24 protein-coding genes are annotated in these 25062 nt (G+C 32.8%); 20 read left to right on the forward strand and 4 right to left on the reverse strand.

What is annotated here, in order from left to right:
* Positions 1-106 precede the first annotated feature (106 nt).
* The gene (locus IGL42_RS02165; protein WP_002355531.1) at positions 107-886 is read left to right on the forward strand and encodes a phosphotransferase family protein; all 780 of its coding nucleotides are present in this window, start codon (positions 107-109) and stop codon (positions 884-886) included.
* Positions 887-958: 72 nt separating this feature from the next.
* A complete protein-coding gene (gene trmB / locus IGL42_RS02170) occupies positions 959-1603 on the forward strand; it encodes a tRNA (guanosine(46)-N7)-methyltransferase TrmB (RefSeq protein ID WP_010710801.1) in 645 nt (214 codons plus the stop codon).
* Positions 1604-1662: 59 nt separating this feature from the next.
* Here trmB and IGL42_RS02175 read toward each other — a convergent pair whose 3' ends face one another.
* On the reverse strand, positions 1663-2409 hold the full coding sequence (locus tag IGL42_RS02175; RefSeq protein ID WP_002363162.1) for a MurR/RpiR family transcriptional regulator: 747 nt from the start codon (positions 2407-2409) through the stop codon (positions 1663-1665).
* A 178-nt stretch (positions 2410-2587) separates the two neighbouring features.
* Between IGL42_RS02175 and pfkB the strand changes: the two genes are divergently transcribed.
* The 5 genes from pfkB (at position 2588) to bph (ending at position 7121) form a co-directional block, all read left to right on the forward strand.
* The gene (pfkB, locus tag IGL42_RS02180; protein WP_002355534.1) at positions 2588-3514 is read left to right on the forward strand and encodes a 1-phosphofructokinase; all 927 of its coding nucleotides are present in this window, start codon (positions 2588-2590) and stop codon (positions 3512-3514) included.
* 4 nt (positions 3515-3518) lie between these two features.
* A complete protein-coding gene (locus IGL42_RS02185; protein WP_002363165.1) occupies positions 3519-4937 on the forward strand; it encodes a PTS fructose transporter subunit IIC in 1419 nt (472 codons plus the stop codon).
* A 26-nt stretch (positions 4938-4963) separates the two neighbouring features.
* Positions 4964-5425 (forward strand): fructose PTS transporter subunit IIA, encoded by a 462-nt coding sequence (locus IGL42_RS02190; protein ID WP_002358680.1) that lies wholly within the window; start codon positions 4964-4966, stop codon positions 5423-5425.
* Complete coding sequence (gene lacD / locus IGL42_RS02195; RefSeq protein ID WP_002355537.1) at positions 5422-6399, forward strand: tagatose-bisphosphate aldolase; 978 nt, start codon at positions 5422-5424, stop codon at positions 6397-6399. Before IGL42_RS02190 ends, lacD begins: the two co-directional genes overlap by 4 nt.
* Positions 6400-6587: 188 nt before the next feature.
* Positions 6588-7121: a biofilm phosphatase Bph gene (bph, locus tag IGL42_RS02200; protein WP_002355538.1), complete on the forward strand. Its 534-nt coding sequence runs from the start codon at positions 6588-6590 to the stop codon at positions 7119-7121.
* 87 nt (positions 7122-7208) lie between these two features.
* On the opposite strand, the gene IGL42_RS02205 is transcribed toward bph, so the two are convergent.
* A complete protein-coding gene (locus IGL42_RS02205; RefSeq protein ID WP_002358682.1) occupies positions 7209-7640 on the reverse strand; it encodes a GNAT family N-acetyltransferase in 432 nt (143 codons plus the stop codon).
* 75 nt (positions 7641-7715) lie between these two features.
* Here IGL42_RS02205 and IGL42_RS02210 point away from each other — a divergent pair, with 75 nt between their 5' ends.
* From IGL42_RS02210 to IGL42_RS02240, 7 genes are all read left to right on the forward strand, one after another.
* Complete coding sequence (locus IGL42_RS02210; protein ID WP_002384914.1) at positions 7716-8930, forward strand: AI-2E family transporter; 1215 nt, start codon at positions 7716-7718, stop codon at positions 8928-8930.
* Positions 8931-9104: 174 nt separating this feature from the next.
* Positions 9105-10484, forward strand: coding sequence for a hemolysin family protein (locus IGL42_RS02215; RefSeq protein WP_002363168.1), 1380 nt, complete (start codon positions 9105-9107; stop codon positions 10482-10484).
* A gap of 173 nt (positions 10485-10657) precedes the next feature.
* The gene (locus tag IGL42_RS02220; protein ID WP_002355543.1) at positions 10658-12232 is read left to right on the forward strand and encodes a peptide chain release factor 3; all 1575 of its coding nucleotides are present in this window, start codon (positions 10658-10660) and stop codon (positions 12230-12232) included.
* Positions 12233-12366: 134 nt separating this feature from the next.
* A complete protein-coding gene (locus tag IGL42_RS02225; protein ID WP_002402263.1) occupies positions 12367-13272 on the forward strand; it encodes a tyrosine-type recombinase/integrase in 906 nt (301 codons plus the stop codon).
* A gap of 667 nt (positions 13273-13939) precedes the next feature.
* On the forward strand, positions 13940-15286 hold the full coding sequence (locus IGL42_RS02230) for an ATP-binding protein (RefSeq protein ID WP_002402264.1): 1347 nt from the start codon (positions 13940-13942) through the stop codon (positions 15284-15286).
* The gene (locus IGL42_RS02235; RefSeq protein ID WP_002402265.1) at positions 15279-16217 is read left to right on the forward strand and encodes a DUF4435 domain-containing protein; all 939 of its coding nucleotides are present in this window, start codon (positions 15279-15281) and stop codon (positions 16215-16217) included. Before IGL42_RS02230 ends, IGL42_RS02235 begins: the two co-directional genes overlap by 8 nt.
* A gap of 225 nt (positions 16218-16442) precedes the next feature.
* Positions 16443-17015, forward strand: coding sequence for a site-specific integrase (locus IGL42_RS02240; protein ID WP_002402266.1), 573 nt, complete (start codon positions 16443-16445; stop codon positions 17013-17015).
* Positions 17016-17033: 18 nt separating this feature from the next.
* Here the strand turns inward: IGL42_RS02240 and IGL42_RS02245 are convergent, their stop codons facing one another.
* Complete coding sequence (locus IGL42_RS02245) at positions 17034-17954, reverse strand: hypothetical protein (protein ID WP_104844499.1); 921 nt, start codon at positions 17952-17954, stop codon at positions 17034-17036.
* 600 nt (positions 17955-18554) lie between these two features.
* Positions 18555-19415, reverse strand: coding sequence for a leucine-rich repeat domain-containing protein (locus IGL42_RS02250; protein WP_002402269.1), 861 nt, complete (start codon positions 19413-19415; stop codon positions 18555-18557).
* A gap of 347 nt (positions 19416-19762) precedes the next feature.
* On the opposite strand from IGL42_RS02250, the gene IGL42_RS02255 reads away from it, so the two are divergent.
* The 6 genes from IGL42_RS02255 to IGL42_RS02280 all read left to right on the forward strand — a co-directional run bounded on the left by IGL42_RS02255 (position 19763) and on the right by IGL42_RS02280 (position 25021).
* A complete protein-coding gene (locus IGL42_RS02255) occupies positions 19763-20335 on the forward strand; it encodes a recombinase family protein (protein ID WP_002402270.1) in 573 nt (190 codons plus the stop codon).
* 199 nt (positions 20336-20534) lie between these two features.
* Positions 20535-20759 carry a hypothetical protein gene (locus tag IGL42_RS02260; protein WP_002402271.1) on the forward strand — a complete coding sequence of 75 codons (225 nt, stop codon included), beginning with the start codon at positions 20535-20537 and terminating at the stop codon, positions 20757-20759.
* 17 nt (positions 20760-20776) lie between these two features.
* The gene (locus IGL42_RS02265; protein WP_002402272.1) at positions 20777-22201 is read left to right on the forward strand and encodes a hypothetical protein; all 1425 of its coding nucleotides are present in this window, start codon (positions 20777-20779) and stop codon (positions 22199-22201) included.
* Positions 22194-22430, forward strand: a complete 237-nt coding sequence (locus IGL42_RS02270; RefSeq protein WP_002402273.1) for a hypothetical protein — start codon at positions 22194-22196, stop codon at positions 22428-22430. The genes IGL42_RS02265 and IGL42_RS02270 overlap by 8 nt, the downstream gene beginning before the upstream one ends.
* Positions 22431-22902: 472 nt before the next feature.
* Positions 22903-23172, forward strand: a complete 270-nt coding sequence (locus IGL42_RS02275; protein WP_010829372.1) for a hypothetical protein — start codon at positions 22903-22905, stop codon at positions 23170-23172.
* Positions 23153-25021, forward strand: a complete 1869-nt coding sequence (locus IGL42_RS02280) for a hypothetical protein (protein WP_002402275.1) — start codon at positions 23153-23155, stop codon at positions 25019-25021. Before IGL42_RS02275 ends, IGL42_RS02280 begins: the two co-directional genes overlap by 20 nt.
* Positions 25022-25062: the final 41 nt, after the last annotated feature.

Below are 25062 nucleotides of genomic sequence, written 5' to 3' on the forward strand. Positions count from 1 at the left end.
TTACAAAAGAACCACATAGAAGCTTGACGAAGCAAGGTTTGGCGACTAAAATGGTAATTGCTGTAAAAATTGCAATAAAATTGTGTTGAGATAGGAGATAATTTCCATGGAATTTCAGTTGGATAAAGACTGGCGTCTGCAGCCGATAAAGGGCGCAACTGGTCAAACATACATGGGAATAAAAGAAACAGAGAAAGTGTTCATTAAACGAAACACTTCTCCACTTCTTGCAGCATTGTCTAAAGAAGGGTTAGCCCCGAAGATGATTTGGACAAAGCGGACAGCGAATGGCGACGTACTAACAGCCCAAGAATGGCTGGAAGGACGTTTATTACATGCGGACGAAATTGGCAAACGCAATGACGTGATTGACGTGTTATACCAATTGCATCATTCCAATTTGCTGAAAGACATGTTGAAAAAAATTGGTGGCGAAGTTTGTACCCCGCTAACAATGTTGAAAGAGTATAAGCGTCAACTACCTAAAGAATTAAAACGAAACAGTTATTTAAAAGAAGTAATCACTTATTTATATAATCATTTACCAGAATATCCAGAAACTAGTTATGTAGCTGTCCACGGCGATGTGAATCATCGGAATTGGTTAGTCTCGAATAATTATCTCTATTTAGTAGATTGGGATTCTGTGATGGTCGCGGACCCAGCGGTAGATTTAGGAATGATTTTGAGTCATTATGTCCCTCGTTCCGGTTGGAATCAATGGTTACTATCTTATGGTTTAATCCCGAATGAAAGTACGGTTCAACGAATTTATTGGTATGGTTTATTTAGCTTTTTACAAGAGATTGTTCGTCATCACCAAGAGGGCGAAAGAAGAGCAATGACTGCAGAAATTTTACAATTAAAACGAATGTTTAGTAGTTAAACTAATTCATTTAACATCCACACAGGCTGGCGAATTTCACCAGTCTGTTTTTAAAAGAAAGGAATTTTAAAGATGCGTGTAAGAAATAGACCCGGAGCAGCAGAATATATGGCAAAATATCCACAATATGTGGTAGAAGGTCCTGAAAAATGGCAAGGGAAATGGCAAGAACGTTTTGGCAATAATCATCCCATCCACATTGAAATTGGTTCAGGTAAAGGTCGTTTTATTTATGAAATGGCTAAAGCACATCCTGAAATTAATTATATTGGTATCGATATGCAATTAAGTATTTTATCGATTGCATTAGATAAGCTAGTGGCCGAGCCGTTACCTAATCTACAGTTATTGCGAGTAGACGGCGAAGCATTAACAGAATATTTTGCTGAAAATGAAGTAGATTTAATCTATTTAAATTTTTCAGATCCTTGGCCAAAGAAAAAACATGAAAAACGTCGTTTAACGTATAAAAACTTTTTAGCGACAGATGAAGTTATCTTAAAACCAAATGGAGAAATTCATTTTAAAACGGATAATCAAGGGCTCTTCGAATACTCATTAAGTAGCTTTTCTAAATATGGCATGATTATTGAACGTGTGTGGCTAGATTTGCATAATAGCGAGTTTGAAGGCAACATTATGACAGAATACGAAGAAAAATTTTCTAGTCGTGGTCAACGAATTTATCGAGTAGAAGCACGTTTTGTTGCAAAATAAAAACAAGCATTCCTTTATTTTAAGTGAAGGAATGCTTGTTTTTTATTATTTAAGAAAGCCTAAGTTGTGGTTCTTAAAGCATAGGCGTCCAATAAAATTCTTGCCAGAATGGATAATGGTAACCGTGAACGCACTTCATAATCGGGGAAAAAGGAGCCTTCTGATTTGAAGCCTACGAACGGAATTTCAATGTATTTCATTAAACTAGAGTGTTTGCTTGCAGTTAAAAGGATAGTCCCAATTTCTGAGTCGTAACAGTTTTTACCAGCGACAACTAATTCTTGGGTTTCTCCGTTTAAAGAAACAAAAAGAGCCACATCTTTTTTTGATAATTTTTTACTAATATTTTTAATAATTTCTGGGTCCGTATGCAGTTCACAGTATTTGCCAGCCAATTGAAACTTAACCATCATTTCCTGAGCAATTAATTCTGAAAAACCTCTAGCAAAGATAATAATCCGTCGAGAAGCTTTGATTTTTTGGATCGCATCTTCGATATTACCAATTTCAATCATGTTAATCGTGCGAGTTACTTCTTCTTCATTCTTTAAAATGGCTGTCCGAATTCCTCGGTCTACTTTTTCTAATGCTGAAAAATTTATATTTTGGTTTTCTTTATCTTTCAAGTGATGCTTGAAGGATGTGAAACCTTCATAGCCTTTCTTTTTCATGGTTCTTACAATCGTCGCAGTTGATACGTTGGCTCGTTCGCTTAATTTTACAATGGAATAATCAGGGATTTCTAAAATATGTGTTTCGATAAAATGCCAGAGATATTGCTCTGACTCACTCAATTTTTGTTCCATAATGACCAGCCCTTCTTTCTTTCACTAAAAAAACATTTATAAGCCTATTTTTAATGAAAAAAAATAAAAAAGCTAGAGAAATTATGAAATTGTAAATGTTTTCTATATTTTTGCGAAAGAATGAAAACCTTTACATGGTATTTTGAGACATAATAAAGAGGAGAAAGGAGGAACTACAGTGACTATTTATACATGTACATTAAATTTAGCCATTGATTTATTTATCGAAACAGAAGAGCTAGTTCCTTTTGTCGTGAATCGCACGAAGGAAGATGATATTCAAGCAAACGGGAAAGGAGTCAATGTTTCCCTAATTTTAAAGATGTTAGGGATTGATAATACCGCTTTGGGAGTCAAAGCTGGTTTCACTGGGAACTATGTCGAGGATTATTTAAAAGAAAAAGAGATAACCACTGATTTTATCGAAGTCGCTGGCACAACGAGAATCAATGTGTTTACAAAAGTTACCCAAGATCAAAAGGAATACAAATTAGTCAATAAAGGACCAAAATTATCTGAAGAACATGTACAACGTTTTTTGAAAAAAATTTCAGAGTTACGTAAAGGGGATTATTTGTGCGTATCAGGAAGTTTACCACAAGGGGTTTCGCCAAGTATTTTGATTGAAATTAGCCGAATTTGTTTTGAAAAACAGGTGTTCTTAATCTTAGACAGTAGTTATGAAGAAATTTTAGATTGTTTGCCTTATCAACCATTTTTATTGAAACCAAATGAAGAAGAACTTCAAGAGTGGTTTCATACAGAAGTGCAGACTAAGGATGATTACATTTTTTACGGACAAGAATTACTGAAGCGGGGAGCCAAAAATATTTTACTTTCTTTAGGTAGTGAAGGGGCTTTATTTATGAACAATGAAAAGGTTCTTTCAGGTAATTCACCAACTGGAATGGTTGTAAATACAGCTTGTTCAGGGGATGCAATGTTAGGTACCTTTTTAGCTGGCTGGCATCAAGGACTTTCATTGGAAAAAAATTTAAAAAGAAGTATTGCAGCAGGTAGTTCAACAGCATTTCGCAAAGGATTGACAGATTTTTCAGATGTTCAGGAGTTAGAGCAACAAATAAAGATTCAAGAGGAGGAATAAACAGATGGCTACGTATCAATTAATAGCTGCTACAGGTTGTCCGACGGGAATAGCGCACACGTATATGGCACAGGAGGCATTGGAACAAGCTGCGAAACGTAAAGGTATTACGATTAAGGTTGAAACACATGGTCAGATTGGTATAGAAAACGAGTTAACACCTGCAGAAATCCAAGGAGCGGAGGCAGTCATTATTGCCGCCGACAAAGACGTTCAAGCAGAACGTTTTGCTGGGAAACGAATTATTGATGTCCCTGTCAGTGTGGGGATTAAAGAAGCAGATCGCTTAATTGAAGAAGCGCTCGCAGGAAAAGGATCGATTGCGGCCGAAAACCAAGCAGTGGATGAACTTGAACAGGAAACACAAATTTCTTCAGGAAATGTTGGACATAGTATTTATAAAAACTTAATGAATGGCGTCTCTCACATGTTGCCGTTTGTAGTAGCAGGCGGCGTTTTAATTGCTCTTTCTTTTGCTATTTGGGGTATTTATTCATTTGATCCAGAAAGTAGTCAGTATAATGCTACCGCTGCTATGTTAAAAAGTATTGGTGATGCCTCAATGGGCATGATGGTGCCAATCTTATCTGCGTATATCGCAGAGGGGATTGCCAAACGACCTGGTTTGGTTGTGGGCTTTGTCGGTGGTTTGATTGCTAACACTGGTGGTACTGGCTTTTTAGGAGGGATATTATCTGGTTTCCTTGCTGGGTATTTCATTCTTTTATTACAAAGAGTATTTAAAGGTTTGCCTAAATCATTAGATGGTTTAAAAGCAATTTTCCTTTATCCAGTCATTGGCGTTGCAGTTATTGGTATCACTATGTCTTTATTAGCAGATCCGATGAAAGCTGTTAACGAAGGAATGATGAGCTTTTTAGCTAGTTTCCAAAATTCCAGTCCGTTGGTTTTAGGAATAATTGTGGGTTGTATGTGTGCCTTTGATATGGGAGGTCCAGTTAATAAAGCGGCCTATGTTACTGGAACGGCACTCTTAGCTCAAGGAAATACTTCTTTTATGGCAGGAGTTTCTGCTGCCTGCATAGCGCCACCTTTAATTACAGGCTTTGCTACATTATTCTTTGGAAAATACTTTGACACAAATGAACGCAATGCGGGGCTAGTGAACTTTATTTTAGGCTCCACACATATTACAGAAGGCGCTATTCCGTTTGCGGCAAAAGACCCATTAAAGGTTTTACCAATTATGATGCTCGGATCTTCAATTGCGGCAGTCCTAACGTATATGTTTGGGGTACAAGTGCCAGCACCTCATGGAGGATTTCTTGTTTTACCGGTTGTTACTCACGCTGTTCAATGGGTTCTGGCAATTTTAGCTGGTTCATTGGTAGGTGGCTTATTGCTAGGTTTTGTACAAAGAAGTAGAATCGCCAAACAAGAGCAATCGTTATCAAAAAAATGAAATAACAGGAATTAGGAGTGGATGGAATGGCTTTTATTAAAGAAAATCATATTTTTTTAAATCAACAGTTACAAACGCAAGAGGATGTTTTTCACTTTTTAGCAAAAAAATCAACAGAATTGGAAGTTGCTCAGGACGCACAGGAAGTTTTCGATAAACTGAACGAGCGAGAACAAGAAGGAACAACGGGGATGATGAATGGATTTGCGATACCTCATGCAAAAGCAGCAACGATTCAACAAGCGGCCATTATCATCGTTACCTTGGACCAAGGTGTTGAGTGGCAGAGCCTTGACAACCAATTAACGGAGTTTGTGATTGCGCTGTTTATTCCAGATGCCGAAGCTGGCACGACACATTTGAAATTACTCTCTTCCGTTGCGCGCCTCCTATTAAGAGAAGAAGTTACTTCTGGACTGAAACAAGCAAGTTCGCCAGCTGAAATTGCTACGTTACTAAATAATCAATTAGGAGAGGGAACAGAATGAAAAAAATTAGTGAACAAAAACGTAAACATTTAGAAAATCTGGTAGATGATCAAGGGATTATTGGAGCACTAGCCATTGATCAACGTGGGGCCTTAAAACGCATGATGGGAAAATACAAAGAGGTGACTGCGCAAGAAATCAGTGACTTTAAAGTATTAGTATCTCGTTGCTTAACACCAGAGACTTCAGCAATTTTGTTGGATCCAGAATATGGCCTAGCTGCTGCTGAAAATCGAGCACAGACTTCAGGTTTGTTACTTGCGTATGAAAAAACGGGCTACGATGCTTCGACACCAGGACGGTTACCCGATAGTCTTGATGTTTGGTCGGTTAAGCGTTTAAAAGAAGCGGGCGCAGACGCGTGTAAATTTTTACTTTACTACGATGTTGACGAAAGTGAAGCAATCAATGAACAAAAGAAAGCTTATGTAGAACGGATTGGTTCAGAGTGTTTAGCCGAAGAAATTCCATTCTTTTTAGAAATTGTCTCTTATGATGCAAACAATTCGGATAGTGCTTCAAAAGAATACGCTAAAGTAAAACCGCACAAAGTAATTGAAGCGATGAAGGAATTTTCAAAGGATCGCTATAATGTTGATGTTTTAAAAGTAGAAGTCCCTGTGAATATGAATTTTGTAGAAGGTTTTGGCACTGAAAGTCTTTATAGCCAAGATGAAGCGCAGGCTTTTTTCAACATGCAAAGTGAAGCAACACAACTTCCATTTATTTTCTTGAGTGCAGGGGTTAGTGCTACGATGTTTCAGGAAACATTGAAATTTGCAAAAAAAGCAGGTTCCTCGTTTAATGGAGTCTTATGTGGTCGCGCAACTTGGGCAGACGGCGTGCTTCCATTTGTTCAACAAGGTGCTGAAGCAGCCGTTGCGTGGCTTGAAACAACTGGTAAAACAAATGTTGACGAATTAAATCAGGTTTTAAGAGAGAGCGCAGTATCAGTCTTTGAAAAAATACAGTAATTAAGCTGAAAATATTTACTGAATTTGAACTAATTAGTCATCTGAATTAAATTTTTTCAGAAATCGTCTTCTTTAAGTGAACTCAATGTACGCAAACTCAAAAGATATGATATAATTATTTCGATATCGATGTATGAACACCCAAAAAGTAACATTGCTTTACTTTATTTGGGGAAAGTTGGGGTATTATGGGAATTCCTAAAGAAGGCGAGTTTGTAACCATTCAGAGTTATAAACATGACGGACATTTACATCGAACGTGGCGTGATACGATGGTACTAAAAACGAGCGAGTATTCTTTAATTGGTGTGAACGATCACACGTTAGTAACGGAATCCGACGGACGTCGGTGGGTGACTCGTGAACCAGCCATTGTTTATTTTCACAAGAAATATTGGTTCAATATAATAGCAATGATTAGAGAAAAGGGGGTTTCGTATTACTGCAATCTGGCTTCGCCATATGTTTTAGATGACGAAGCGTTGAAGTATATTGATTATGATTTAGATATCAAGGTTTTTCCAGATGGTGAAAAACGTTTACTAGACGTTGATGAATATGAATTTCATAGCAAACTAATGGATTATCCAGAAGATATTGACTTCATTTTAAAAGAAAATGTCAAGACTTTAGTGGATTGGATTAATAACGAAAAAGGCCCCTTCTCGCCCGAATATGTAGATATCTGGTATCAACGTTATCAACAGCTATCAAAAAAATAGCCGATGTAAACAGCCCACAAAAGGAGCTTGGAGCATTAGCCAAAATGGCTAATGCTCCAAGCTCTAAATTTTCCGATTTAATTGGTGTTATAGTTCTTTATTCATTTCGTAGTGTTCAATGCCAGCATCCATAAAAGGTGCTCCTGTTTTTTGATAACCTAAACGTTCATAGAAGCCTACAGCGGTGACTTGTGCTCCTAGAGTAATCTTGTGGTAGCCTTGTTCTTTGGCAAAATTTTCCGCCGCTTCCATAATCACTCGTCCATAGTCGGCGCCACGGTAAGCTTTTTCAACGGCCATTCGTTGTAATTTCATAACGCCATTTTCTAGTGGAAGCAAGCGACAAGTTGCGACAGCTACATGATCCGTGTACAAAACAAAGTGAATACAACGTGCTTCATATTCATCGATTTCCATCTCTTCTGGTACCCCTTGTTCCGCTACGAATACGCGTTGACGAAGCCGGACAGCATCTAAATAAAGATCACTCATGGTATCTTTTGTTTGAGCTACATGCATAGAAAAACCCCCAAGTTCAGAATCTGTTTCTATTTTATTATACCACGAAAAAGTTCTAGCAATGAAGTATTCTCAATGACTGAGGGGGGAAGGTGTGATAAAATAAAACAGCAACAATTGAATAAAAATAAAGGAGGAGCCGCTGTGATTAATCGATTTAAAGAATCGAAATTATTTTTCTGGTCAGTTGAATTACTTGTCGTGGCCATGCTATTATTTATTGCTTCGAAAATTAATTTCTTATTTGCACCGATTGGGACATTCTTTTCAACGTTGTTTGCCCCAGTCTTAGTAGCAGGCTTTTTGTATTATTTACTAAATCCTGTGGTCAATCTACTAATGAAGACGAAAATGAAACGAATTTATGCCGTCTTACTGGTATTTTTATTACTAATCATCGCATTAGTTCTGATCTTATTAACAATTATCCCTAAGTTGGCAGATCAGCTAGCTAGTTTAGCATCAAGTATGCCAGATTTCTTTAAACAAGTGGAGACCTGGATTTATGAGATTGCGGAGTTACCTATTTTTAAACAAATTGATTTAACAAGCTATATTGAAAAAATGGATATTTCTTATGCCAATATTATCCAACAATTTTTAAGTAGTTTATCAAGTAGCTTAGGTTCAATCGTATCAACGGTGGCGTCAACCACCATTGTTTTGGTCACTGCGCCATTTATTTTATTTTATATGTTAAAAGATGGAGACAAGCTAGTACCAGCGATTCAACGTTTTTTACCTGAAAAAAGAAAAGATGATATCGTGGATCTTTTAGGACAATTGAACCAAACCTTATCCAGTTATATTAGTGGGCAAGCGATTGAATGTTTATTTGTCGGTACATTTACGATTATTGGGTATTCATTGCTTGGCGTTCGTTATGCCTTTTTATTTGGTGTCATTGCCGGCTTTACGAATTTGATTCCCTATCTAGGACCTTATCTAGGATTAGCGCCTGCTGTCTTAGTGACCATCTTTAATGAACCCGTCAAAGCAGCCTTATGTTGTTTAGTAGTGCTAGTGGTTCAACAATTGGACGGAAATATTATTTATCCAAACGTTATCGGAAAATCTCTAAAAATCCATCCATTAACGATTATTTTAATTTTATTGGTAGCAGGAAATTTAGCAGGTTTGCTAGGTATTTTCCTCGGTGTCCCATTTTACGCAATCTGCCGGACCATTATCTACTATGTTATTGATATGGTCAAAGCGGGTCGTAGTGAAAAAGTTACCAATGCTGTTCTTTTAGGGAATGAAACAAATACGAAAGAAAATAACGGTTAATGATTGAATCCGCTAATCTTTCGTGCTATGATTTTATGGATTAGGATAGAAAATAACCTGTCATAATACTGATTGTGTCTGTTTCTAAGCCTAACCATAAAAAGAGGAAGAACGTTAAAAGAGTACGAAAGTACAGCCTCGGAATTATCAACAATTAAGGAGAGAGAGAACATTATGAATAATGCTGACCCTGAGAGTCAGTCGCTAATTGCGCAACTTCTATTATTAGTCGTGTTGACGTTTATCAATGCCTTTTTGGCAGCGGCGGAAATTGCAGTCGTATCTGTTAACAAGAATCGTGTGGAACAAAAAGCGGAAGACGGCGACGCAAAAGCTCAAAAATTGCTTAAGGTATTGCAAGACCCCAATAACTTTTTATCCACAATCCAAGTAGGGATTACTTTGGTTAATATCCTATCTGGTGCTTCATTAGCAGAGACTTTATCTAGTCGTTTGGCCCCTGTATTAGGTGGCGGCGCCGCAGCTAAGAGTCTTGCCAGTATCATTATCTTAGCATTGTTAACGTACGTTTCTATTGTATTTGGTGAATTATACCCTAAACGAATTGCTATGAATAAATCAGAAGAAGTCGCTCAATTGACTTCTGGTGCAGTCCGCTTTTTAGGAGTTATCGCGCGTCCCTTCGTTTGGTTGCTATCGGCTTCGACCGATTTATTATCCAAAATCACACCAATGACTTTCGATGATGCCGATTCGAAGATGACACGAGATGAAATGCGCTACATGCTTGAAACAGAAGGTGTTTTGGAAAACGAAGAACTAGAAATGCTACAAGGTGTCTTTTCATTAGATACAAAAGTGGCACGAGAAGTAATGGTTCCTCGGACAGACGCATTCATGGTTGACATCCAAGATGATGTCCAAGAAAACATCAATTTAATTTTAGGAGAAAATTATTCTCGGATTCCTGTTTATAGTGAAGACAAAGATAAAATTGTTGGTATTTTACATACCAAAACGTTACTAAAAGCTGCACGTAATTTAGGCTTTGAAAACATTGAATTAGGCGCGATTATCCAAGAACCATTATTTGTCCCAGAAACCATTTTTATTGATGATTTACTTTATGAGTTAAAACGAACACAAAACCAAATGGCGATTTTACTAGATGAATATGGCGGTGTTGTCGGTTTAGCAACACTAGAAGATTTACTAGAAGAAATCGTTGGTGAAATTGACGATGAAACAGATGAAGTAGAAAATTTATATACACAAGTGGCCGACAATGAATATTTGGTTCAAGGACGCATGTTAATTGACGAATTTAATGAAGTATTTGAAACAGATTTACACATGAGCGATGTTGATACAATGGCAGGTTACTTAATTACAGCATTAGGAACCATTCCTGATGAAGGGGAAAAACCTTCTTTTGAAGTGGGCAATATTAAGTTAACTGCTGAAGAAATGGAAGGCACACGTTTGCTAGTCTTACGCGTTCATTTCTACGATGAAGAAACTGTCGATGAAGAACCAGAAGAAAATCGTCGTTTTTTCCGTAAAGAAATGGAAGATGACGAACCAAGACGTTAAAAATAACCTGTGACATCAGTCGTTTTGACTAATGTCACAGGTTTTCCTTTTAAAAAACAGCCAACAGCAGCTCTTTATTCTCATGGCTTGACATGATATACTAGCAAAGGTTAATCAAAAATTATGCTGAAGAAAATAAATAAATAAACATCACAAGTGATAAGGAGATTTTTATGACGATCAATCAAAAAGAAGCAGTCGATAGTCGCCGTACGTTTGCGATTATTTCCCATCCGGATGCTGGGAAAACAACGATTACTGAACAATTATTATTATTTGGGGGCGCCATCCGCCAAGCTGGAACAGTCAAAGGGAAAAAAACAGGGAACTTTGCCAAATCTGACTGGATGGAAATTGAAAAACAACGGGGAATTTCGGTAACGAGTTCTGTGATGCAATTTGACTATCAAGACAAACGGATTAATATCTTGGACACCCCAGGGCATGAGGATTTCTCAGAGGATACGTATCGGACCTTAATGGCCGTGGATAGTGCTGTGATGGTTATTGATAGTGCCAAAGGGATTGAAGCACAAACGAAAAAACTTTTCCAAGTTGTTAAAAAACGTGGTATACCAATTTTTACTTTTATTAACAAATTGGACCGTGACGGACGGGAACCATTGGAACTTTTAGAAGAATTGGAAGAACTATTGGATATTGAATCTTACCCAATGAACTGGCCAATTGGTATGGGAAAAGGCCTAGAAGGTCTATACGATATTTATAATGAACGTGTGGAATTATATCGTCCAGAAAATAATGGTGGGGAGCGTTTTATTCCTTTAAAAGATGGCGATATCCCAAGCGATTTACCATTGCACAATAACAGCGTTTATCAACAAGTGTTGGAAGATGTTGAGTTATTGGTAGAAGCAGGCGATGAATTTAGCGAGGAAAAAATCGCTCGTGGTGATCAAACGCCAGTCTTCTTCGGTTCTGCTTTGACAAACTTTGGGGTTCAAACATTTTTAGAAACCTTCTTACAATTTGCGCCTGCGCCACATGCGCATAAAACAGAAGAGGGTGGCGAAGTAAGTCCTTACGAAAAAGAATTTTCAGGCTTTGTCTTTAAAATTCAAGCGAATATGAACCCAGCCCATCGTGATCGAATTGCCTTTGTTCGAATTTGTTCAGGTGTTTTTGAAAGAGGCATGGACGTGACTTTAGGTAGAACAGGCAAAAAAGTCAAATTAAGTAACGTGACGCAATTTATGGCGGATGCCCGCGAAAACGTCACAGAAGCTGTTGCAGGCGATATTATCGGCGTGTATGACACAGGAAATTACCAAATTGGCGATACTTTGTATGAAGGGAAAATGAATGTTCAATACGAAGAGTTGCCGTCATTTACACCTGAATTATTCATGAAAGTGACTGCCAAAAACGTGATGAAGCAAAAATCTTTCCATAAAGGAATTTACCAACTGGTTCAAGAAGGAGCCATTCAATTATACAAAACATATTTAACAGAAGAATATATCATTGGCGCAGTAGGTCAATTGCAGTTTGAAGTTTTCCAATACCGAATGTCCAATGAATACAATGCTGAAGTGGTAATGACGCCAATGGGTTCTAAAATTGCCCGCTGGATTAATCCAGAAGATTTAGATGAACGCATGAGCTCTAGCCGAAACATTTTGGCACGGGACCGCTTCGACCAACCATTGTTCTTATTTGAAAACCAATTTGCGGAACGCTGGTTTGCGGATAAATATCCAGATGTTGAACTGAAAAGTTTGATGTAAAATTAATTTGTAATCAATCAGTAGCTGAATCTTTAGAAGATTGAAGCTCGCATCTTCAGCAAAAATCCATTAAGATGCGTTGGTTTGCATGAAGTCCTTTTTTATCAAAATTTGATAAGAAGGGACTTTTTTCTATGAACTGGGAGGATATTATTTTAGAATTTTGTATGGATATTACAGTGAGAGGTTTTTCAAAAATAACAATCAAAAATTATAAATCAAAATTGAGAAACACAGCAAATTTTTTCAAATCAATAAATGTTGAACCGCTACAGCTTGAAAAGAAACATATAAAAAGCTGGATAATAGATATGCAAGAAAAAGAAATGCAAGCATCGACAATCAATGTAAGTGTTAGCAGATTAAAGAAGTTATTTGACTATATGTTAATTGAAAAATATATTGACTATAATCCGTTTGTTGATATTGAAAGATTAAAAGAACAAAGAAAAGTAATCTATCCTTTGAATGATTATGAAATTAAACAAATGCTGACAGTTGCTAAAAAACACCCATACAAACATATAGCACAAAGAAATGTTGTGATATTGATGTTGATGATTGAATGTGGGTTGAGGATTAGCGAAGTTTGCGAGATACGAGATGAAGATATTATGAATAATCAAATCATTATTAGAAAATCAAAAAATAATAAGGATAGAGCCGTCGCTGTCAGTCCAATTCTCAAAAAAGAAATAATAAAATATCAACGAATTAAGAAAAGAAAATATGGGCTGTTAGAAGGAAATCTTTTTATTGTCAGTAATTTAGGTAAAAAATTGAATGAAAAAAGTATTTGGCAGATTATGCAAGAAATAAAGAAGCAAATTGATATAAGAGATTGTGTCCGTTTTTCAGGTCATACGTTAAGACATACTTATGCAAGTATGCAATTACGGAACGGATTAGATATTTATACGTTAAGTTTAAATATGGGGCATAGTTCAATTGAAATGACTCAAAGATATGTTCAGACGTTAAATAGTGAAGATTTTATAGAGAAATCTATTAAAACGAGTACTTTGATGAATTTGAGGTAAATAGTAAATTTATATCTATAAAACTTGATAAGAACACCTATTGAAAGTCAATTTTATTATAGTATAGTTTTCCAATAATTTTTGATTTTAATAAAATACTTGAGTAACCTTGAACTATTCGTGAGTTAAAGATAAAATAATATATCATACACAATAACAGTCTGTTTTCTCTTTGAAATCTATCATGTATCAGTATAATAATTAATTATTAGTTCAATCATTAGCTATAACCATTAATTTTTATTTACTATAACTATAGCTCGTTAAATCGCCGAGAGACAGGCTAGTTATGTAGTTAGTCTGATGATATGAACCATTCTTATTCTTACAAACGGAAGAAGAAAGGCGGACCCCCTTAGAATACTATCCTGACCCGAGCACATGGGCGATACTTAATGAAAAAAATATCAAAATTTATTTGGATTTTTTATTTCAAAAAGTAAGATAATATATTTGTTTTTTTGCTAATTTGAGTTGGATTTTAGTGTATTTTATTTTTTTAGAGAGACGTACTTTTATTGAACTCGCTTGTATAAACCGTAATATACCTTTGCTTCAATGTTCAATACTGAAAGTGAATTTGTTTAGATTTTTCTTTCAAGTTATTTTATAATATAAGAGAGTTTTTTATGGGAATATAGAAAAATAGTCAGGAAGTGAGTATATCATGCAAGAAAAGAATGAATATGAAGGAATAAATTTGAAACAGATAGATATAGAGGGTCTTCATGGATATTATAATGTTAGTATTCCTTTAGATAAAAAAGCGAATTTATTTGTCGGAGAGAATGGATTAGGGAAAACGACAATTTTGAACATTATTTACTTTCTTTTGAAAAAAGAATACGCAAAACTTACAAAATATGATTTTAAAAAAATAACAATAAAAACGAGTAGTGGTAAAGAAATATCTTTAAAATATGAAAATTTAGAACTAGTACAATATTTTGAAAATAAAAAGTATAATTCTAGGAAAAAACAGTTAGTTGAATTTAAAAAAAATATTAATAGGAAAACTCATTTGGAATTTAATATTGAACAACAGTTGAGACTACTTGACGAGATAAATAACATGAAAAATTCAGACTATAACCTTTTTGTTAATGGCGAAACAGAAAGTCTAAGTAGGAAAGAAATTTTTTCTGAATTAATAAAATTCGATAAAAATTTAGGAGGTTTATTGCAGAACAATAATTTATTATATTTACCAACCTATAGGCGTATTGAGAATGAATTTAAAGAATTTGATTCTGAAAAAATTGAGGATTCAGGAATTCTAATAAGATTCGGTATGTCTGATGTTCAAAAAGCAATAGATACTATTTTAGATAATATACGTCAAGAAGCCATGAGAGACTTTTCTGAAATGACAGGAGTGTTGTTAAAACAATACATAAGTGCTGATAATTTAGTAATTTCAAAAGAAGCCTTGGATAGTGAAGTTGTTGAGATTATTCTTGAAAGAGTTGGTACCCAAATTGATACTAGCGATAAAAATGAAATTTTAAGGTTAATTCAAAATGAGTCTTTCTATAATGAACCACACTATAATTATTTACTTAATTTATTGAATAAATTAATAGAAAACTATGAAAATCAGAAAGTATACGATGATAAGATAAAGAAATTTACTAATACTTGTAACAACTATTTTACAGATAAATATTTTTATTATGATGAAAGCACTTTAACTGTTGATGTATTTTTAAAAAGAGACCTTCAGGAGAAAAAAATATCTTTGGAAGAGTTGTCTTCAGGTGAAAAACAGATAGTTTCAATCTTCTCACAGTTATATTTACAACTAGAAGAAAAAACAATTATTATAATTGATGAACCAGAATTATCACTTTCTATATTATGGCAAAGAAAACTTTTACCCGATATTATTAAAAGTGATAAATGTGAGAAATTAATTGCTGTAACGCATTCTCCGTTTATCTTTGATAATGAATTAGAAGATGAAGTATCTGAAATAGAGAAAGTTGTGAAGGTGGTTTCTGACTTTTATGAGTGATTTATTAACAGAGATGAAAGAATCTAAAAATGAAGTCTTTGGTGCCGTTTTTCAAGAATTTATTAATGAATATAGGCATAGTGATTACACATATTTTTGTTTTATAGAAGGTGAAGATGAGAAATATTATCATTCACGTTTTCAACAATATTTGGGTAAGGGTACTTATCGATGCTATGATTCTAATGGAAAGAAAAACGTATTAAAATTATATAAAAAACTTAGAGGCAATACTAGCTATGATAAATTAAAATTAATGTTTTTTGTAGATAGAGATTATGACTTTCAACAAAGTGAGGAAAATGACTTATATGTTACACCCTGTTATTCAATTGAAAATTTATATGTAAATATGGAAACATTTCAAGATATACTCAGCGTAGAATTTTGTGTGAAGAAAGATACAGAAAAATTTAATGAGTATAAGCAGTTAATGGAGAGCATCTTTAAATCATTTAATGAAGGTATTTTAGAATACAATGCTTTAGGAAAGATAAAAAGGGAAAATGGAATTTCTAATAGTGTTTTAAAGTTGTCTGATTATCCAACAAAGTATCTCTTTAAACTTGAAGAACATAGATTGGTTAAACATCAAAAATATGATTCTACAGTACAAGAAATGAGAGAGAAGCTAGAAGTAAATGATATTCAGGTTGACAATGCTAAGAAATTTTTTACTAAAAGAAAAAATTTTTGGAATGACTTCAGAGGAAAAAATCAATTGGATATATTTGTTAGTGTTTTAAAATTTATTAAAGAAAAAGAAAACAAAAATATTAAAAATGAAAATCATAGAATTCATGACGGAGAGACTAGTGGGGTTATGAAAAGAAGCATTCATTTAACAATTACTAGTAATAAATTAACGGAATTATCACAGTATGCTATTACACCAGAGTGTTTGCAATCATTTTTATACTCTCATAAGTAAAAAAGTTATTAGTAAATAAGATTTAGCGTCAGCTTTTCATGTTCTACAAATTTGCAAGGTTCCAATAACGATGCTATAAAGGACCTCAAATGGATACTTCTTACATTTCTATCCATCGGAAAACCTATTCTATCAACGCCTATGATTGGACTTTGGTAAAGATGGATAGTTTTAATATGTATGAGATAGAAAGTATCCATGAATAATTAATCATGGAGGTTCGTTATGGCACAAAAAATTATTAATGTAAAACCGATTAAGTCAACAGAAGTTTTAAAAGAATTTTCAAACGAGTTGTTAAAAAATAAACATGGGCAAAGAGACTATACCATTTTTACTTTTGGGGTTTTTACGGGATTAAGAATTTCAGATATATTGAATCTGAAAGTTGAAGATGTAAAAGGTAAGTTGAAAACGGATATTATTGAACAAAAGACAGGGAAGAAAAGAACGCTTAATCTAATGCAATTAACGAATCAAATCATTAAATATCTGGATGAAGAACATGTTGGGGAAAGTGAATGGTTGTTTCCATCGCCTAGAGATAATACGAAACATTTGGCAAGCCATCAGTATTATAAAATCATGCAAAAAACTGCTGATTTGTTAGAGTTGGATTACGTTGGTACGCATACATTAAGAAAAACATTTGCTTATTTTTATTACAAGAGAACGAAAGATTTAACTACGTTGATGAAAATTCTAAATCATAGTTCGCAAAGTGTTACTTTAAAATATATAGGTATTGAAGAAGAGGAGATTCAATCAAGTCTAGATAACTTTAATCCATTTCAATAATCAAAAAAGCACAGTCAATTAAGATTGTGCTTTTTGTTTGGAAAATTTTTTATTAATTGTATTAAATTTTCGTTTATTGGAAAGACTGATTCGATATAAATTTATTGCATCTGTTAAATCTTTAGACTCATTTGACGAATAAATTGAATTTTTTGAGTAAGAATATTTAGTTAAATAATAGAAAAAATCAATAGGGGTAGTAATTTCTTTAGATTCATATTGATATTGACTATTTTTAAAGAAATAAAGTAATTTTTGCTCTGAGGAAATATAAATAAGAATATCTTCTCGAATAAATTCAGTATTTTTGTTTACTCTATTGGAATAGGATACATCTTTTAGTTTTGATTCAATAGAAGATAATACTTTTTTGGTTGGAATTACTAGAATTTCAGGAACATCTAAACTCGTTGTGAAGTAGTTATCGGTATACAACTGGTCAATATTTGAAATTTTAACAGGAAAAGAAGTAAATCTATTGTTTCTAAATTGAGTAAAAAATTCCTTCTGACTATTATATCCTAGCATGTTATGATAGTCTCTTGTTTGATTTTTTAACTTATCAGAAGACTTATACAGACGGTTACCTAAAGTAAAAACCGAGAGATACAGTTGTTTTTGTTTTTTTTCATTTGTTAATACTTGAATGCGACTTGTATAAAAACCTAACTCAATAAACAATGAAACTAGCTCTGTTTGTTTATCTAATGCTTGGATATTTTGAAAATCATACTTATTCGTATAACAGAAGTATTTATTTGATTTCTTTTTATGAATGAGTTCATTCTGTTTTAAAGTTTTTAGACGTGATTCAAGGCTCGTTCTATTACATTGTAGAAGTTTGACTAAAGTAGATTGATAAATACCATTACTTGCGTGGATAATTTGAAATAACTCCTCTGTGTCAATGGCTCTTATGTTGACTGTTTGTTTACTCATGTTCACTCCCTCCGATTATTTTTTCGTTTACTAGTTATAATTTTTCTACTCTTTAAACTATCGATTTTTAGTTAGATGAAGAGTAGAGTTTTCCATCAAACTTATGATGGATTTTTAGTGTTCAAAATGAATTATAAAATGGAAAATTTTTTTTGGCAGCTCGTGTTTTGAAAATTTTGTGGAGGTTTCCATTCGATTTTTTTGAAAAGCAGCCTCAATTTTAAAAGTTTTCAAAAAGTTCTCATCTGTTAAAAAAGTTGATTTAGCAATGTTTTAAATCATATTTTGATGATTTCATAGAAAAAATGGATACTTAAGAGAAAATTAGATGTGCAGGGAATACGTAGGGTCCGTGAAGGCTTTATGCAAACTATGTATTCTACGAAATGTAGGGTTAACGTAGGGGTTCATTTTTTAATAAAAAAATATTAATTCTTATAAGTATCCATCTCGTAACTATCCTTTTTTACGCTCCCTATAATTCTATTATAGCATCGTTATTTTGGTGATGGAAATTTGAACGTTATGTATAAAATTTGTTGACAAAAAATGTAATTAATAACAAAACTCCTTTGACAAATTATCAAAGGAGTTTTGAAATTAACGTGAAAACCAAGTACCATCCTGCATTTTAATACTATTGTTAGCTATTTTTGTGTTAGGATTTTTTATAGTTACTTTACTAAATTTAGTAATTGGAAAAGCTAAGCTCTCTATACTTTCTACATTTTTAGGGATAATTAATTCCCCTGAATAATTTGAATTTGCAAATGCCCCTCTACCAATTGTTTTTAGATTTTCAGGAAGTTTTAATTCTCCACGAAGCTTCATAACAGTACTAAACGCATTATTACCAATATGTTCTACAGAATCAGGTAAATTTATTTCAAAAGAGGAGTATGCTTTACTAAAAATACTATCGCCAATAACCTTTAAACCATCATTGAAAACAACTGAGGTTGGTGCAGATTTTTCAAATGAAGAACTCCCTATTTCCGTCAAGAATTTTGGAAATTGTATCTTACCATTTAAATTGGTTGATTGAAAAGCATTATTTTTAATTTTTGTAACTGGGATATCATGAATCTTATCTGGAAATACTAATGTTCCAGTCATTTTAGAATTTCCGTATAGATAATCTCCATTATAATTAGAACTCTTATCTATAGATAGCGTTCCATCTTCTAGTTGAGAAATTTCAACCCAGATTTCTGTTTCACCTGTTCTATTATTTTCACTTCTAATTTTAACGTACTTTTGTTCTTCTGTAATTTTTGGATATTGAGGGGAAGGAGTCTCTCTTGTTAAGTTACCTTCTGCTTGCTCTAAACTGTCAGTAAATATTGTCGATAAACTAGGTTTTAAAGTATCTCTAAATAGTAAATAGCTAATAGCTATAAAAATACCAAATATAATTATTGCAACAACTATAAATAGTCCTTGACTTGTTCCATTTGTCATAAAAAATGACCTCCTTTTTGTTATTTTATTGTAGTATAAATTATAGCAAGTACCTATCAGAAATCAATTTTATAGAGTGTTTTTAATTTTGCTTATTCCTTTATTATAAGAGCTTTTTTGGTGTTTTCTGAATAATAATAGAAAAGTAAAGGCACAAGTGATTTACTCGACAACTTCTTATCAGGATGTAATAATATAAGTATCTTGACGATAACCATTTTAAATAACCTCTATATTTAAATGCGTTTCAAATACCGTAGCATTGAAAGAATGTTACGGTATTTTTTATAGGTAAAATAGGTATTTTAAAATAAACTAAAATTTATAAAAGAAGGGAGGAAACTATTATGACAAAAATAATTGGATACATTCGGACTAGTAAGAATAATCAAAACTTAGGAGTAGAGGTTCAAAAAGAAGCTCTTAATCGTTATGCAATTGATTCTTTTTTCGTTGAACAAGTGAGTGGTCGGAAAGAAAATAGAAAAGAGCTAAATAAAGTTCTGAAAGTGTTAGAACAAGGAGATACATTAGTGATTTATAAAATCGACCGTTTGGGACGTTCTACTAAACAGCTGGTCAACATTATGAGTGAATTACAAGAAAGAGGAATTAATTTAATCAGTATTAAAGAAAATATTGATACGTCAACAAGTATGGGAAAGGTTATTTTTACAATACTTTCAGCGATTGCTGAACTTGAAGCAGACTATATATCTGAACGAACCAAAGAAGCATTAGCAATTTTAAAAGAAAATGGGGTACAATTAGGCAATAAAGGTTTAGACCAAAGAACGATTCATAAAATTAAAAAGTTATATGTAGAAACAGATTTAACGCAAAAAGAAATTGCAGAAAAATGTGACGTTTGTGTTAAAACAGTATATAATATAAAAAAACGGTATCAGTTAACCAGATGATGGTTTCATCATTAGATAGAATCTGATATAATGATTGCCGGTAATGAACGTTCGTTTGTTACCGATGAAGCACAAAAAAATATAAATACATAGAATGGTTGATAAATCTGAATTTTTGTATTCGGAAATATCAGCCTTTTTTGTTTGTTTTTAACGAACGTTTGATTCACGCAGCAAAAGAAGAGAAAGGATTGAAAAAATGGCATTAAAAGATGGGGTAAAAATAATTATTCAAGATGCAGTAGAAGTTCCCGATAAAGATGAAGGTGGTTGTCTGGTTGGATGTGTTAGCTGGTTAATTGGGTTTGCAATTATTATAGGTATCTTAATTTTAGGATTTAAATTTTTGATGAATCATCCGATTTTCTTGTTTTGTTTTATCGCAGTAGCGTTGTTCATTGGTGTGAAAGTAAATAAAAAATAACAGGAGAGGTGAATAAAATGAAAAAATGGGTAAAAATGGCAAGTCTTGGCTTACTATTATTTAGTGTGTTAGGTGCGTGTGGGAAAGTGCAAGATACTAAAGATAGTAAAGAAGTTCAATCATCCACAGTAGAATCAACAACCCATACTAAAGAAAAAGAATCAATTATTCAATCAAAAACAGCGACAGATTACGATACGATTTATGTTCAAAATGAACTAGTAATCGGTCAAACTGGAGATGACAGTTCGTATAATTGGACAATTTATGATACATCATTAAAGGAAAAAAATTCCATTTTAAATGCTGATAAGAAACGAGATGAACTGGCACATTCCTTGAAAACAGGTTATTCAAAAAAGGTAAATGGAACAGCAGTAATAGAAAATAATGTGAATGAATATGAAATTTATTCTACTTATTTAGATGAAAATGCTGAACTGGCAAAGACTAGTTTAGGAGAACGAACAGTTGATAATGATGTGTCAATAAATACATTAACTTCTGGGAAATATGAAATTATTCCTTATCGTGATTGGTCAGGAGTTACAATTAATTATTTAGCTAACGGATATAGAGAAAAGAGATTTTCAACCGCACATGGTAGTATGTCAGGCGATATAAATAAAAATGGCTATTTCACACTTCTGGACCAAATGAATGATAGCAAGACAGTTAATGATACTTCTGTTCAGATTTATGATGCAAAATTGAAAGACAGTGGTGATAGCCGTAGTGGTGAAAAAGATATAGCCACTAAAACAATCAATACAGTCAAATTAGATACAGCAACAAATATAAACGATAAAAATCGTCTATTTATCAGACAGTATACAAGTGGTTTAGTTGATGACCCTGCGATTTGGACATTTTATGATTTAGATTCTGATACAAGTTACAATTATCCATCAAATATAGAAATTGTTAAATTTGTTGATTATGGCATTGAAACACCAATTGGTGACGGTGAATTTTTAGGAGATATTGGTGAAGCAGAAAACTATGTTTTTGAAGATTTAAATGAAAAAGTAACACCTGATGGCTCGACCCCATCTAGTATTGATTTTACACCAAGAAAAAAAGGGATTATTTCATCCGATGGAACAATTATTAAAGAACCGTTTGCCTTTGAAATTAAGAAGCCTAATGTTAATGGCATTGCTCCATATAAATTAGCAAAAGATGACAAATATGGTTTGATTAATGTAAATACTGGTGAAATTATCAAAGAACCATTTGCCTATACTATTCAACAATATAACGACAATGGATTATCAGCGATGACAGTATCTGAAGATGGTAAATATAGTATTATTGATGAAAAAGGGAATGTATTAGAAGAAACAGAATATATTTATATATCCCCTTTAACTAATGACAATCTAGCCAGTTATCGAGAAAAGGCAAATGAAAGTTTAGGCGTGTTGAAAGTCAATGGATAAATTAGTTCAGAAAAAATATGTCCTCCATAAAGTGAAAAGAACTTTCTATAAAGCAAATGTGACAATTTCACAGATAGTCGTAAACAGTATAGCCAATGAATTATATAAAGAGTTTACCAAGTGTTCAGAAAAAGAGCAGGAACGTTTATTAGTATCTGATGAACTTGTGAAGTTACTTTGGGATAAACATATGGCCACTAAAGAAAAAGAATTGTTTAAAGAGATATGAGTAAAATCATGTCTCTTTTTTTGTAAAAAATATCTTAAAATTTTTGTAAAAAGTCACTTAAAAAATGACCCTTTAAAAAGCCTTATTTATCAATGGTTTTCTCTTTGTTGACAGATTTAATAGATTATTGTTATATCAACGTTTTAAAGCACTATTTTTGAAAAAACACCTCTCAAACGACACGAAAAAATTTTTGTGGGTAATTCTACGCTTAAATGAATCTGAGAGGTGTTTTTTTAGTATGTAGATATATATATAATTAGAATAAACCTTGATATATCAAGGTTATTAAGTTCTTTTTATCTATTTAAAAAAGTCGTAGAAAAAGGGAGGTTATAAAAGACGATTTTTGATAAAAAGCCACTAATTATTTTTTAGTGTCCGATTGTGACAGAATTACTTTACTTCAGATTGAAATGATGATATAGTCCGGCAACAATGATTAATAAAATAATTAATGGAGGATAAATATATGAATGTAAAAAAATTAACAGAAGAGGAATTGATTGAGAAACAAGAAAAGGTAAAAGCTTTGCTACATATCTTAGATAAAATTTACGGAGTTAAAATGACTGTGTTTTCTAAGGCAATCGGTATTCATAACCAAAACTTGCACAATTTTCGAAAAGGGAGACGTGGATTGACAGAAGAAAAAACTATATTATTAGAAAAAATAATCGTTAGAAAGTATGGTAGATTGTTAATGTTGGAGGATAGTGAGTATGAAAGTGTATTTAAGTAATATTTTAAATAAAGAAAAACCAGACCAATACAAAGTAAAGAAGATTTCTAATACTATTTTAAATAATCTAAGAGAAATGACTATTCAAGAGTTTGCGGAAGAATTGTCTGTAAATGGAAAAACCGTTGTGTTAGCGGAGTTATCAGAGAATAAGTTATCAAAAATGACACCAATAGTAGGACAAGAAGTTGTAATGTTAGATTTTGATAACAAGGATGAGAATAATTTATATACGATTGAAGATTTAGAAGCCGATTCTTTTATGCAGGAGAATGCTAGTTTTATCTATCGAACATTTAGCGATATATATTCTGAAATTGATAAATTTAGAGTGGTCTTTCATTTAGACAAATTGGTGACTGAGAACCAAGTGATAGAACAGATTTATCAATCTTTATTTAAAAAGTATCCACAAGCAGATAGTAGCGTTGGTCAAACCAATAGATTATTTTTTGGAAGCAATAGTGGCTATGAAGTGATTGATTGGGATAATCGGTTAGATACTACAAAATTAGCAGAGGTAAGAAATACAGATATTTCTAAAGAGGTCAAAGCTATAAGTGGTGAAATGATTGATGATTCTATACCTAATTATGAATTATTAAAATTAGGTAGATTTGATATTGTGAAAGAGAAGTTAGGGGACAATTATAAACAAGAATTTCCTGATGATTATAATGCGATGAATTACTTTAAATCGTTAGATATGAGGGAATTTCTTGAATTACCTAATGAAAATCCGTTTTTTGATATTTTTCATGAAGAGTCAGAACCTAGTGCATCAGTATTTTATGCTGAAAAATATGGGATATTCTTATATAAATGTTTTAGTGAAAGTCATCCTTATTGTGGGAATATTATTTCTTTACTTGAAAGATATTTAAAAATATCTTCAATTGAAGTAGTTAATTTATTAGTAGAACTTACTGGCTCGACCGTAACAAACACTTCACAACTAGGTCAAAGTAAATTTAACGCCCAAAAATTTAAAAAAGAATTACAATCAGGAGAATTAGAAGAAAACTATCCTGAATTATATAAATACTTTAGTAGATACCAAGTAGAAATTCCTATTATTTTAGATTTTATGTATGACTATGTATATACTGACGAGAATGGAGAGTTACGGTATTTAAATTACTATAGTATTAACAATTTAGCTAAGCAATTAGCTAGAGCTACCAATAAAAAGAAAATAAGTATTGATAGGACAAGACAAATTCTGTATCACATGATTGTAACTGAAGTGGTTAAAAAGAAACCAGAAGCTGAAATTCCTGAAAATATATTTAATAATTTGATATTGGAACAAAAGAAAGACAGTAATAAATTAAGGACTAGTAATATTTATGAACCAACGAACTTAACTGATGAAAATAAAGATAATAGTGAAGGAATAGCTAAAATTTTGAGGGAAAATAAAGTAACGGTCGGTAGTCTAAGTTACGAGTTAGTATATAGATTATTTGGGGAAGAAAAAGCGTATCAAGATTTTCCACAATCCTATGAACCACTTATTCAACGAAAAATGATTAAAATGAGTAAGACCAATAGTAATATAAGTCAAGCAAGTGAGAAGTTAGAAAAAACAGCTGTTAAAATTATCATGAACGAGATAGAAAAAAAAGGATATGTATACGAAAAAGATGTTATTTCTAAGTTAGCCAAAGCGAGAAGGTTGAAAATAAACGATACTAAGAGGAAATTCCAGAAAATTCGAGTAGATGTATACAATAAATATGATTTAGAAAGAGAGAGATTAACAAAAGAGTTATATCAAAAATTTAATATCGAAGAGAGCTATACATCTAAAGTTGTTATTTATAAAAGAGATATTCTAGGCAGATAGTGAGAGTACTATCTGTCTTTTCTATTAGAAACCATTGATAA

It is taken from the genome of Enterococcus sp. DIV0712, assembly GCF_050554855.1.
GTDB classification, from domain to species: domain Bacteria; phylum Bacillota; class Bacilli; order Lactobacillales; family Enterococcaceae; genus Enterococcus; species Enterococcus faecalis.